This window comes from Psychromonas saccharinae (assembly GCF_051201515.1).
GTDB lineage: Bacteria > Pseudomonadota > Gammaproteobacteria > Enterobacterales > Psychromonadaceae > Psychromonas.
In genome coordinates, this window is record NZ_CP195153.1 from 125,226 (window position 1) to 138,832 (window position 13,607).

11 protein-coding genes and 1 rRNA gene are annotated in these 13,607 nt (G+C 36.7%); 6 read left to right on the top strand and 6 right to left on the bottom strand.

The features are described 5' to 3' along the window. Positions 1-46 precede the first annotated feature (46 nt). Positions 47-162, top strand: a 5S ribosomal RNA gene (gene rrf / locus ACR30L_RS00580). Positions 163-246: 84 nt separating this feature from the next. Here rrf and ACR30L_RS00585 read toward each other — a convergent pair. After that, a complete protein-coding gene (locus tag ACR30L_RS00585; protein WP_435236117.1) occupies positions 247-1,011 on the bottom strand; it encodes an SDR family NAD(P)-dependent oxidoreductase in 765 nt (254 codons plus the stop codon). A 427-nt stretch (positions 1,012-1,438) separates the two neighbouring features. Here ACR30L_RS00585 and ACR30L_RS00590 point away from each other — a divergent pair, with 427 nt between their 5' ends. The 3 genes from ACR30L_RS00590 (at position 1,439) to edd (ending at position 5,177) form a co-directional block, all read left to right on the top strand. Next, positions 1,439-2,446, top strand: coding sequence for a substrate-binding domain-containing protein (locus ACR30L_RS00590; RefSeq protein ID WP_435236118.1), 1,008 nt, complete (start codon positions 1,439-1,441; stop codon positions 2,444-2,446). Positions 2,447-2,582: 136 nt separating this feature from the next. After that, a complete protein-coding gene (locus tag ACR30L_RS00595; RefSeq protein ID WP_435236119.1) occupies positions 2,583-3,137 on the top strand; it encodes a gluconokinase in 555 nt (184 codons plus the stop codon). Positions 3,138-3,380: 243 nt separating this feature from the next. After that, on the top strand, positions 3,381-5,177 hold the full coding sequence (gene edd / locus ACR30L_RS00600) for a phosphogluconate dehydratase (RefSeq protein WP_435236120.1): 1,797 nt from the start codon (positions 3,381-3,383) through the stop codon (positions 5,175-5,177). A 65-nt stretch (positions 5,178-5,242) separates the two neighbouring features. Here edd and glgC read toward each other — a convergent pair whose 3' ends face one another. Further along, entirely contained in the window at positions 5,243-6,463 is a 1,221-nt protein-coding gene (glgC, locus tag ACR30L_RS00605; RefSeq protein ID WP_435236121.1) for a glucose-1-phosphate adenylyltransferase, read from the bottom strand. 234 nt (positions 6,464-6,697) lie between these two features. Further along, the gene (mdh, locus tag ACR30L_RS00610; RefSeq protein ID WP_435237855.1) at positions 6,698-7,642 is read right to left on the bottom strand and encodes a malate dehydrogenase; all 945 of its coding nucleotides are present in this window, start codon (positions 7,640-7,642) and stop codon (positions 6,698-6,700) included. Positions 7,643-8,019: 377 nt separating this feature from the next. Between mdh and argR the strand changes: the two genes are divergently transcribed. Further along, positions 8,020-8,472, top strand: a complete 453-nt coding sequence (argR, locus tag ACR30L_RS00615) for a transcriptional regulator ArgR (protein ID WP_435236122.1) — start codon at positions 8,020-8,022, stop codon at positions 8,470-8,472. A 130-nt stretch (positions 8,473-8,602) separates the two neighbouring features. Next, positions 8,603-9,001 (top strand): type IV pilin protein, encoded by a 399-nt coding sequence (locus tag ACR30L_RS00620; protein ID WP_435237856.1) that lies wholly within the window; start codon positions 8,603-8,605, stop codon positions 8,999-9,001. A gap of 11 nt (positions 9,002-9,012) precedes the next feature. On the opposite strand, the gene ACR30L_RS00625 is transcribed toward ACR30L_RS00620, so the two are convergent. Genes ACR30L_RS00625 through ACR30L_RS00635 form a run of 3 tightly spaced genes read right to left on the bottom strand, consistent with a single transcriptional unit; the run spans position 9,013 to position 13,607 of the window. Beyond that, a complete protein-coding gene (locus ACR30L_RS00625; protein WP_435236123.1) occupies positions 9,013-10,962 on the bottom strand; it encodes a transglycosylase SLT domain-containing protein in 1,950 nt (649 codons plus the stop codon). A gap of 3 nt (positions 10,963-10,965) precedes the next feature. Next, entirely contained in the window at positions 10,966-12,561 is a 1,596-nt protein-coding gene (locus ACR30L_RS00630; protein ID WP_435236124.1) for an ABC transporter ATP-binding protein, read from the bottom strand. Continuing rightward, positions 12,558-13,607, bottom strand: coding sequence for an ABC transporter permease (locus tag ACR30L_RS00635; RefSeq protein WP_435236125.1), 1,050 nt, complete (start codon positions 13,605-13,607; stop codon positions 12,558-12,560). The genes ACR30L_RS00630 and ACR30L_RS00635 overlap by 4 nt, the downstream gene beginning before the upstream one ends.

Here is a 13,607-nt window from a genome sequence, read left to right on the forward strand (position 1 = left end):
TAAATAAAGAACAAGAATCAAACAGCTTTTCTAATTACTTTTTATGCTTGGCGACACTAGCGCTGTGGTCCCACCTGATTCCATGCCGAACTCAGAAGTGAAACGCAGTTGCGCCGATGGTAGTGTGGGGTTTCCCCATGTGAGAGTAGGGCATCGCCAAGCGCCTAATTAAACAAACCCTGTTGACTGATGTTGACAGGGTTTTTTTATGTCTCATGATTGATGAATTTATATGGATTTGTTTTGCTACATTCTATAAACACCACCATTGATATCAATTGTTGCACCAGAAATAAATCCATCATATTCAGATGCTAGGAACTTAATAGTTCTTGCTACATCGTCAGAATTCCCGGCTCTTTTAAGTGGTATACCTTTTATTGTATCTTGAGCTGATTCTTTCGTTGTATGTTGGTTATGGAAACGTGTGCCTAAGATTAAACCAGGTGCAACTGCATTTACCCGGACACCAAATTCACCTAATTCTGCAGCTAGTGAGCGAGTCCATGTTAGTACTGCACCTTTTGTCATGGAATATACTAATGAACCAGAGTGCCCGCCTGAACGTCCTGCAAGTGACGCTAAATTTATAATACTTGAACCCTCTTCTGCCTGCTTAAGATATGGTAATGCCGCTTGTGTAACATTAAGCATGGTTGTCATATTGATATCTATAACGGTTTGCCAGTATTTGTTATCAATATCTCCTAACCATTTGCGAGCAACAATGCCACCAACATTATTTATTAATATATCAATACCATCTAAGAAATCTGCTGCCTCATTAACACAATGCTTCGTTGCTTCTTCATTTCTTAGGTCAGCAAAATTATACATGGCCTTTTGGCCGAGTGAGTTGGCCAATGCGACTAATTCCTCAGGTCCTTCAGTTCCATTGAAATAGTGTATATAGATATCACAACCTGCTTCAATTAATTGTTTTGCAGAGTGAAATCCAATCCCTTGCTCTGCACCTGTAATAAAGACTTTTTTATTTTTTAAGCATCCCATTTAAATATTCCCTTAGTAGTATTAACCGGAGTGATAAATAATGTTTTATTGCTATTATACCAATCGTAATAATTAGCTGATCTATTTTGCTGGTTAAAATAGTTTATTTCTTTGTTGAAAGTTTCGTTAAGGAAACAACCATTTATATCAATTTTCGTCTCAAACTAAACCATTTTTCCAGCGCAAAATTTAGATCATATATTTAATACAATTGGTATTATTTTTTATTTTCTTGGTTACTGGTAACATCACTGCATAATAAAATTTATTTATAGTGTTTACTAATTGTTTAATTAATTGATCAGGTATATCTCACTATATTATTAATTAATGGGATGTGTTTTGCCTGTTAATAGAAACGTTTACGTTATTCCTATACTATATGTTACCGTAACATTTAATTTTAAATTATGAGTAAATATCTATTATGGCTTCTAATAAGAAAAATATCCGACCATCTCTTAAGGATATTGCAGATCGTGTTGGTGTAACAAAAATGACGGTTAGTCGTTTTCTTCGCAATCCTGAGCTGGTTTCAGAGAAAACTCGAGTGAAAATTGCTGAAGCTGTAGAGGAAACTGGTTACATCCATAATAGAGCACCATCCATGCTTTCTAAGTCATCGAGTAAATCGATTGGTATTTTACTTCCTTCTTTATCAAATCAAGTCTTTGCCAATTTTACACAGGGAATTGAGTCTATTACTAATGAAAGAGGCTACGAAGTATTAATTTCGCATTTTGGTTACGATTCAAAGGTCGAAGAAAGAAAAATTGCGAGTTTACTTTCTTATAATGTTGATGGACTAATTTTAACAGATACAAACCATACACCACGCACATTAAAAATGTTGAAAACAGTTGGTATTCCTATCGTCGAAGCAATGGAGCTATGCGATGAACCAATTGATATGAATGTCGGGTTAGATCATGAATTTGCTTCTTATTCAGCCGTGATGGACATGATTCGAAGTGGCAAGCGTCATATTGGTTACTTTGGCGCGCGTTTAGATAATCGAACAAAATTAAGAATGCAGGGTTATGATCGAGCGATTATTGAAATGGGGTTACAAAAATACCATTTCCTGACTAATAAACATTCTAGCTTTACGCTTGGTCGAGAATTATTAGCATGTGCTCTCGAGGAGTGCCCTGAGTTAGATGGCATACTTTGTACAAATGATGATATTGCAGTTGGAACCATACTTGCCTGTAATGAACTAAAAATTAGTATTCCTGAAAAAATTTCGATCATTGGCTATAACGCTTTAGATATTGGTCAAGCTATTAGTCCTAAGCTGACGAGTATATACACGCCTCGTTATGAGATAGGTGAAATGAGTGCTAGCATCTTACTTGATACTATTGAGGGGATAAATAACGAAAAAATCAAATATGACTTTGGTTTCAATATGACCGAAGGAGAGTCTTTTTAATTTACAGGCTAAGTGTTATTTTATATATCTTTACTCTAAAAATAGTTACGGGTAACATATTGAGGGTAGCTAATCATCAGATATTATGTCGTTTCATCTACTCGTGCATAATCTTTACTCACCATAGGTTAAGCATATGAACTCAAATAGAATAAGTGTAGAAAAAAAAGGACATGTATTTATTATTATGGGAGTTTCTTCTACCGGAAAGTCTACGATTGGTGCTAGTTTAGCTAAGAGTATCAATGCGAAATTTATTGATGGAGATGATCTTCATCCCAAAGCAAACATTCTAAAGATGTCTTCTGGATTGCCACTTGTAGATGAAGATCGCATTCCATGGTTAGAGCGAATTCGTGATGCTGCTTTCAGTATTGAAAAAAAGAATGAAACTGCAGTTATTGTTTGCTCTGCATTAAAGAAGAAATATAGACAACAAATTTGTGATGGTAATGAACATATAACCTTCCTGTTTTTACATGGGGACTTTGAACTCGTAAAAAATAGAATGATTGATAGAAAAGATCATTTTATGCCCATTACCTTACTCCGTAATCAGTTTTTAACTTTAGAAGTCCCTCAAAGTGATGAAATGAATGTGATTCCTATTGATATTGATGGAAGTCGTGAACAAGTTATTGAGCGCTGTGTTATCGAAGCGAAAAATGTGATTAATGGATTATTTTGCTAGTTTTATAAATACACATTCAAGCGAAAACCCTAAGGCGAGCATTGAGTAGATTTAAGCGTAAAATTTATAAGTTAATTTATACTTTATAACCACGAAGATGTTCGTTTGAACTTTGCTTCAAAGTTAATTTTTTTAAATACCAATTTCGCATCTTAAAATCAGATAAGAGCAGAGCCAGATACCACACTACACCTTGATCTACTATTTATGAAAGTGACAGATAAATACAGGCAAAGGCAGATTATGAATAAAATCATTGAACAAGTTACTAAAAATATTGCGCAACGGAGTTGTAAATTACGAGGTGATTATTTATCTCGTATTCGGCAACAAGCTTCAACGGGCAAAGATCGCGCAATGCTTGCCTGTGGAAACCTAGCCCATACGGTGGCTTCTTGTGGTGCGGGACAAAAATCAACAATTTTGGATTTTACTCGATCAAATGTTGCGATTGTGACAGCCTACAATGATATGTTAAGTGCGCATCAACCCTATCAAGATTATCCAGATAAAATTAAAAATGCATTAAAAAATGTGGGTCATAGTGCACAGGTTGCCGGTGGTGTACCTGCAATGTGTGATGGTGTGACACAAGGGCAAACGGGAATGGATTTATCATTATTTTCTCGTGATTTAATTGCGCAAGCAACTGCAATTGCGTTGAGTCATAATACCTTTGATGCAACGTTATTACTTGGTGTATGTGACAAAATTGCACCAGGACAAATTATCGGTGCACTGTCATTTGGCCACCTTCCTAGCGCATTTGTGCCTTCTGGTCCTATGCCAACGGGGATAACCAACGAAGAGAAAGTAAAAATACGTCAGCAATATGCAGCTGGTGAAATAGATAAAACAGCATTACAAGATATGGAAAATAGTGCTTATCATTCACCTGGTACTTGTACTTTCTATGGAACAGCGAATACTAATCAACTTGTTTTTGAAGCGATGGGGTTAATGCTTCCTGGCTCTGCATTTTTACCACCCAATTCCAGTTTACGTCATGCATTGACGGATAAAGTTGCGAAGCATATGGCGACGATTACACACGGTTGCAGCGATTATCGCCCACTTGCTGAAGTGGTTGATGAAAGAACTATCGTTAATGGCTTAGTGGCATTACTCGCATCCGGTGGGAGCACTAACCATACTATTCACATGATCGCTATTGCAAGGGCTTCCGGATTGATTGTTACTTGGGATGATTTTGATCAACTATCTAAAGTTGTGCCATCTTTAACCTTGATGTATCCGAATGGCCCAGCAGATATCAACGCTTTTCAAGCAGCAGGAGGAGTGCCTACATTAATGAAAATGTTGGCAGATCGAGACTTACTTAATATGGATGCAATGCCTATTTTTGGTACTATGCAGGATTACTTAAAACAACCTGTATTAGTTGATGGTGAGGTTCAATTTATTACTGCGACGGATTCATTGAATACCGATGTGATAGCTGCACCATCGAAACAATTCAGCCAGCAAGGAGGATTGAGAGTACTGGATGGTAATATTGGTCGTGGTGTTATAAAAATAAGTGCAGTTGCTGAAGAAAACCGTTTTGTAGAAGCACCTGCCATGGTGTTTGAATCTCAGCATGATGTAGAGACTGCTTATAAAGCAGGTCAATTAAATAAAGATGTCATTATTGTTGTTCGTCATAATGGGCCCTCAGCAAACGGGATGCCTGAATTACATAAATTAATGCCTATACTCGGTAATGTAATGAAAGCTGGTTTTAAAACGGCTTTAGTGACAGATGGGCGTTTATCGGGGGCATCGGGTAAAGTGCCTGCTGCTATTCATATAACGCCTGAAGCATTGTGCGGAGGCGTATTAAGTAAATTGCAAGATGGAGATATTATTTGTTTAGATGCTAATAATGGAAATATTACCGTTAAAGCTGATTTAGCGATGCGACCAGAATATCATCCTGACTTAGCCTATGAACATATTGGTGCGGGGCGTGAATTATTCTCTATGTTTCGTAAAATAGTCTCTAGTGCAGAAACAGGCGCGAGTATTTTCAATATATAACCAATAAATGCGGTTTAAAAAACCTGTGAAACGTTGATCAACAGGTTTTTTAATTGTGTTTCAGTTTATGACGCAAATTGATAGTTTTCTGGTACGACAACAATGCCATTCTCTGAAAGGGTAAAATACTTTTTATCTTCCTGTGGATTAACGCCAATTTCAGTACCTGCCGGTATTTTAACATGCTTATCAATAATACAATTTTGTAAGTTGCAATTTTCTCCAACTTGGACATTATCAAAAAGAATACTGTGGGATATTGTTGAGTCTGCATGAATATGGACATTCGATGAAATGATGGAGTTAGTAACCGTTGAATCGATGATGACAGCCCCATTAGAAATCATGGAATTAATCGTTGTCACGTGTTTATTGACGGCTGTGGAAATTGTTTTTGCTGGCGGCAATTGCGGTGCTGATGTGCGAATTCCCCAATCACGCTGATATAAATTGATCGGTGGTTCGGGTTGTAGAAGATCCATGTTTGCTTGATAAAATGAATCAATACTGCCTACATCCCGCCAATATGCATCTTGAGTTACTCGACCTGTTTGATCACCAAAGCGATAAGCGTAAGCCGTCTGTTTATCAAGAAATGTTGGTATAATATTATAGCCAAAATCATGTTTTGAGCTTTCATTAAGGGCATCTTCTTCTAATGCTTTTATAAGTGCTTCTGTGGTAAAAATATAAATGCCCATTGAGGTGAGGCTTTTGTTAGGATTATTCGGAATAGTTGCAGGGGATTGCGGTTTTTCACTAAATTCGAGAATTTTTTTATCTTCATTTATACTCATCACTCCAAAGGAACTTGCCTCCTCAACGGGCACTTCCATACAAGCAACGGTTAAATCTGCTTTATTTAAACGATGCTGTTCAAGCATCGGGGAGTAATCCATTCTATATATATGATCACCTGATAACACCACCACATACTTCGCTTCACTACGAGAAAGTAGCCAAAGATTTTGGTGAATCGCATCGGCAGTTCCACTGTACCATTTTTCTCCTTTGCGCATTTGTGGAGGAACAACAGTAATGTATTCACCTAGTTCTGGATTGAATACAGACCATCCATCGCGTAAATGTTTTTGCAATGAATGTGATTTATATTGTGTTAAAACAAGTATTCGCCTTAAACCAGAATGCAAACAATTAGTGAGTGTGAAGTCGATAATTCGGTATTTTCCTCCAAAAGGAACTGCTGGTTTTGCTCTATCATTGGTTAACGGTGATAATCGAGAGCCAGTTCCGCCGGCTAGTACAATTGCTAATGTGTTGTGCATCCTTTACTCCATAGTTGTTATAACAAAAGATTTATTTTCATGGTTGAATGATGGTGTTAAAGAAAATATGCCCGTAGAAAACTGCATGTTTTTAATTAATCATGCAGTACTCGCTAACCATCTATTTCCTTTTTTGATGCAATATCACGTTATTTCACGATTGTTTTTCATATCAATTTAAGTATTGAAGGAAAAAGTTAATTTTGCCACTGATATTTTTGTTTTAATTGATTTTTATTTTGTTTTTATAAAATCAATTCCCTTTTGAATATCTGCATGTAGTATTTTTATCATATCTTGTTTTGTTTTCTCCTCGAATGGACTTAATTCTCCAAAAGGTAAAACCCGTTCAATACCATGCACGCCTAATAATAAAGGTTGAGTAAAAAAAGGAGAGCAGGGGTTACCACCATCAACATATGCATTTTCAATAATACCTTGTTTCCCTAATAGGGCTTTGACAAGGCTAACGCAGAAAATGGAGGCTGCATGTGCCATTGATAGGGTTGCGGAGCCACTACCTGCTTTGGCTTCTATGACTTCTGTGCCGGCATTTTGAATACGTTTGGTTAGTTCAATCACTTCTTCTTCCGTGAATTTAACCCCTTGTACTTGTGAAAGAACTGGTAATATTGTTTTACCACTGTGGCCTCCAATTACACTGATATGAACATATTCAGCGGGAATACCTTTTTCTTCGGCAATAAAATCTTCTGCACGAATAATATCAAGAGTCGTTATACCAAACAGTTTGCGTTTATCGTAAATATTGGCTTTTTTTAATACTTCCGCTGCAAGTGCAACGAGTGTGTTAATCGGATTCGTAATTATCCCAATACATGCGTTGGGTGAAATTTCAGCTATATTTTCAATAATGTATTTAACGGTATTTGCATTGTTATTGAATAAATCGGCTCTATCCATACCCGGTTTTCTAGCGATACCTGCACAAATAATAATAACGTTGGCATCTTTGATTGTATTCTTAAGTCCATCGTCTCCGCTATAGCCTTCAACTTGAATACTTGTTGGTATATGGCTTAAATCTTTAGCGACTCCCGGTGTCATTGGATTGGTATCGTATAGTGATAAAATAGAATTTTCTGGTAAATTAATTTTTAATAATAAAGATAATGCTTGACCAATTCCGCCTGCTGCCCCTATTACTGCTACTTTTATGCTACCCATAGAAACCTCCAAAAGTGATCATAACTTTAAATAGATTAGTCTTCTTTTTTTTAAAAAGTAGAGATTTCGTTGAGATGATTGTTTGAATGTGATCAATACAAGTAAATCGGGTGAATAATGCACAATTTAGAGAGGTGATAGTGGTCGAACCTTTTCATATTTGAATGCGCTTTATGGCATTTAAAATTTCTTATTGTATTGACGATTTATTTCTCATTGGTGATTGGCATAGCATGATGATGGAAATAAAGGTACAATTCACCAAAATAAATATGAATATTTATGCATATTTATTAACGATTTATTTATTGATAATTGTTTTTATCTTACAGTTATTTCCCTAGAAATTTGTTTTAGAGTTATTCAATATGAAGCACACGATCGAATTAATGGACTTTTTTAGAGATTTGTTAAAAAAAGAACGATTGAGTTCACAGGGTGAAATTGTAGACGCTTTATTACAAGCGGGTTTTCATAATATTAATCAATCTAAAGTTTCTCGCATGTTGAGTAAATCGGGTGCCGTGCGTACACGCAATGCTAAAGGTGAGATGGTATATTGTTTGCCTGCTGAGTTAGGCATTCCGATGACCACGAGTCCACTTAAGAACTTAGTGCTTGATATTGATCATAACGAAAGCCTTATTATTATTCATACAAGCCCCGGTGCAGCTCAACTTATTGCGCGTTTACTTGATTCTATTGGTAAAGCAGAAGGTATTCTTGGGACGATTGCCGGTGATGATACCGTCTTTATTACGCCCGTGAGTTGCAAAGATATGAAAGTCACACTTGAGGTTATTAAAAAACTATTTGCTTAGCCGTTAAACATGAATAATTAATAAATCCCATTTTTGCAATCCGGTCGATTACTTTCTACACTGATATTAGTTATCTCAATATCATCTGTTATTTTAAGAACTGAAGCTGAGGAGAGTGGTCGTTTCATTGATGGAAAGTAAATCTGGATTTACGTTAATTGAGTTATTAATTGTAATTGCCATTGTGGCCATTCTATCTTCGCTTGCCTACCCATCCTACCAATCTCATATCATACAAAGCCGACGAACTGATGCGCAAACTGAATTATTGAAGGCACAATTGAAGCAAACTAATTTATATATTTTAAGTAGTTATTCAAATTTAGCAGCCAGTGTTGGTTTACCAACAGATCACGATTATTATAACTTTAGTGTTGTTTCTGCGGGGGTAAAAACCTATTTGATGAAAGCTGAAGCTAAAATGGATGCGTCACAGTATCGAGATGTGGTCGATTGCCGGACTTTGTTTATTGATCAAAACAGCCATCATACAAGTGATGGCAGCACTGATAATAATCAGTGCTGGTAGATGTTATATATTTAAAAGTGTGTATTAATTTCTTGGTTGGTTAAAAACTCAAGCGGTTTATCTAAGATATGTTGATAAATAACATTATAAGCGAGTACATTTTTCACATAACGTCGGGTTTCATTATAGGGAATGCTTTCGACCCAACTATCCATTGATAAATTGTTCTTTTGTGCATTAGCAAGCCAGCGATCAACTCGGTTAGGTCCTGCATTATAGGCGGCTGTAGCGAGGACTCGGTTACCTTGATAACGCTCTAAAAGCATATTCAGATAAGCACCTCCAAGTTGTAAATTGATTTCACCTTCCGATAATTGCGCAGTGCTTTTATAATCAGTTAAACCAATTTTACGTGCAGTTTCCTTCGCAGTACCTGGCATTAATTGCATATAACCTTTTGCACCAGCGGGGGAATTAGCATATTCATCAAAAGAACTTTCCTGACGTGTAATGGCATAGATATAACTTGAAGCTATTTTGTATTTATCTGCCGTGTAATTAAATATATCAGGTTTTACTTCTGGGAAACGGATATTTAATGCATCCCAACTTTTAGATCGGATGCTTGCAACAACAGAAAGATGGGACCATCCGTTTTGTTTTGCATATAAACCCAATTGTCTTTGTTGATCAATATTTTTTCCTTGAAGTAATCCTTCCCATTCACGTTTTAATAATGTGATGTGTTTTTGAAAAAATAATTCACCTATATGCGCAAGTGCTGTCTCATAAGGACTTAAGCTTTTGAGATTGTTAGGTACAACAAGGGCATTAAATTGATAGGTTAGCCCTAATTTCTGAGCCGCTAAAAAACCGTAATAAGTACGGGTGTTAGCAAGCTTTTTATATAATAAATCTGCCTTTTGCGATGCATTATTATTTTCAAAAACACGGGCTTGCCAATATTGCCATTTACTGTTTAATTTTTGGGATGCGGATAATTGTTGTATCCAAAATTCAATATCAGCCCAGTTATTATGTTTGATGGCATAACGGATGCGTCGCTCGACCAGTGAATCGTCATGTAAACTGGGGAGTTCTTTATCTAGCCATGGAAATAAAGCGCTTCTTTCGTGGATCAGAATACGATTTACCAAGTATTTTTTTAGTGTGTTTTTTTCGGATGCATTAAACCCTATTCTTTTATTATAAAGTGCGTAAGCGTCCATCCCGAGATTAATATTTTTTCTCGCTAATCTTTGAATAGTGGGAATTAATAAGTCGTATTGGCTGTCTTTACGCTGTTTAAATAAATCATTGGTTAATATTTTTTCTGGCGCTTGATTTACATCGAGTAATTCTTGTGCGAGAGATTGATTCGACGTATTTATCAATTTACTGAGATAACGGAGTAAAGACGTTTGGTTACTTTGATATGCTAATTTAAATCGTTCCCAAATTAATGGTTGGGTGATTTTTTTATTGGCAAAGTAATAAGCTAAAACAGGATCACAAGCGTTTGGTAATGAATATCCAGTTAACCATGTTTTTTCGACATCAGGCCATATTTTTTGTGCTTTATTTAAGGCTATTTTTGCTTGGAATTGATAACACTTTAAATCTCTTGATTTTGGCAGCGCAGGGTAAAATGTAAGATATTCTGACCAATATCTATTTTTAGCTAAGTAATATAAATAACTACGTTGTAAATCATTACTGATTTTATGTTCTGAATTTTTTTTAATAAACGCTTGAATGGTTGGTAAATTTGCCGGACTAAAGTTTTCCTTAAGGTATGCATAATCAAGCAAGTAGCGTAAAGGGTAATCACCTAATACTTGAGATTGCTGTTGTGCTTCAAGCCATAATCCCTGTTCCTGGAGTTTAACCGTATTGGCATAGAGAGTCCGTTGCTCGTCTAATGTCAGTGCTTGGGTTAAGCTCGACTGAAGTAACAAACTAAAGAACAGACAAGATATTTTTTTAATCGGAGTTAATGTACTAATAATTTTATATCCCATTGGTTATACCATCGCAGATGACAATAATAATTGTGTATATTCATGTTTTGGCCGACTAAAAATCGCATCGGTTTCGCCTTGTTCTACTATCTTACCTGTTTGCATGACTAAAACGCGATGACTAATTGATTTAATAACAGATAAATCATGGCTAATGAAAAGATAGCTTAAACTAAACTCTTTTTGTAGATCTATTAACAATTTTAATATTTGTTTTTGTACACTACGGTCTAGGGCTGAAGTTGGTTCATCTAATACGATTAATTGTGGTTGTAAAATTAATGCACGTGCAATGGATATTCTTTGTCGTTGTCCGCCTGAAAATTGATGTGGATAACGTGATGCAGTGTCTTTATCAAGTCCGACTTTAATGAGTGTTGCTTCAACCTTATTATTAACATCTTGAGTACTTAATTGAGGTTGATGAACTTCCAAGCCTTCGGCAATAATATCGCGAACCGATAAACGTGGGCTTAAGCTTGCGAAGGGGTCTTGGAATACAATTTGAAGTTCAGCCCGTAATGCTTGTAGATCAGAATGGCCTATTGCATCAATTTGTTTACCCATGTAAACAATCTTTCCAGTACTTTTATTAAGTTGGAGTATCGCTTGCGCAAGGGTGCTCTTACCTGAACCACTCTCACCAACAATGGCGACGGTCTCACCTTGATGTATATCGAGACTGACATCATCGACGGCCTGTAAACTGTTTATTGTTTTACCCCAAAAATTCTTTTTGAGTGGGTACGCAACATTAATATTTTTTGCACTGAGTATAAGTTTAGGGTGTTGCAATGGAGGAAGTGAACCCGATGGCATCGCATCTAATAATACTTTGGTATAGGGGTGTTGCGGGTTGTTAAAAATAATATCTGTTTTACTATACTCAATTTTTTCTCCGTCGCGCATAACAAGTACTGAATCTGCTATTGAGCGAACAACTTGAAGATCATGACTGATGATCAATATTCCCATATTGAGTCGTTGTTGTAATGATTTGAGCAGATCTAAAATCTGTTTTTGAATCGTAACATCTAGTGCCGTAGTGGGTTCGTCAGCGATTAGTAAATCAGGTTCATTCGCTAGAGCCATTGCAATCATTACCCGTTGACGTTGGCCTCCTGATAACTCATGAGGATAGGAATTTAATCGTTCTTCTGGGGAATTAATGCCAACCAGATCTAACAATTCAAGCACGCGCTTTTTGGCCTGTTTTCCAGTAATTCCTTTATGAATTAATAGGGTTTCTGAGACTTGTTTGTAAATAGTATGAAGCGGATTAAGCGACGTCATTGGCTCTTGAAAAATCATGCCAACTTTGTTGCCACGAATTGCTTCTAGTACCGCTTTATCTTCGCCAACTAATTGTTGTCCAGATAGGTAAATCTGTCCAGATGGGTGGTGTGCTTGTGGGTAGGGGAGTAATTGCAAAATAGAAAGGCCAAGCAATGATTTCCCTGCGCCACTTTCGCCAACAATCGCTAAGGTTTCACCTTTATTGAGACAAAAGCTAACATGTTTCACAATGGCTTGATGGCCAAAATTAATTGATAGATTATCTACTTTCAATAATTCATTGTTCGATTTATTAATGGTCATAGTGATTTCCTCGGATCAAAAGCATCACGTGCAGCTTCGCCGATAAAGACCAATAGAACTAATATGGTCGACAAAGAAATAAAAGCAGTAATTGCTAGCCAAGGCGCTTGTAAGTTGTCTTTTCCTTGTGCCACCATTTCGCCTAGTGATGCAGAGCCTAGCGGTAAACCAAATCCGAGAAAATCAAGGGAGGTTAATGTGGTGAGTGCACCGGTAAATAAATACGGCATAAAAGTCAGTGTCGCGATCATTGCATTTGGAAGAATATGCTTAAACATAATTTTTCGATCGCTAACACCCAAAGCGGTGGCTGCTTTTACATATTCCAAATGACGTCCACGTAAAAACTCTGCGCGGACGACACTAACCAAGCTTGGCCAACTGAATAAAATCATTAACCCGAGTAACCAGAAGAAAGTGGGCTCGACAAAACTCGCTAAAATAATCAGCATAAATAACATCGGTAGACCTTCCCAAATTTCTAACAGTCGTTGTCCAAATAAGTCAATTCGGCCGCCGTAATACCCTTGGATGGCGCCAAGGGCAATGCCGATAACAGAGCTAAAAAAAGTAAGGGTGAGTGCGAATAATGTTGAAATCCTAAAACCATAAACAAGCCGAGCCAGTAAATCTCGTCCCTGATCATCGGTGCCTAAATAATTAATATTACTCGGTGGAGAAGGTGCAGGTTCGGTAAGCTCAAAGTTAATACTGTCATAATAAAAGGGCACTAATGGCCACAGGATCCAACCGTTTTTTTCAATCTGCTCAATCATATACGGGTCGCTATAATCCGTGGTGATATCAAAATCGCCGCCTAATTGCGTTTCTGGGACATCTTCAACAATTGGGAAGTACCATTTCTGTTGATAGGAAACCATAATAGGTTTGTCATTTATCCATAGTTCGGCTACTAAACTAAGCGAGAATAAGATTAAAAAAATCCATAGTGACCAATAGCCACGTTTATTATTTTTAAATTGAGCCCATCGATTGGTATTAACGGGATTATTTTTTATTTTTAGCCAAGTCGTTACTAATGACAT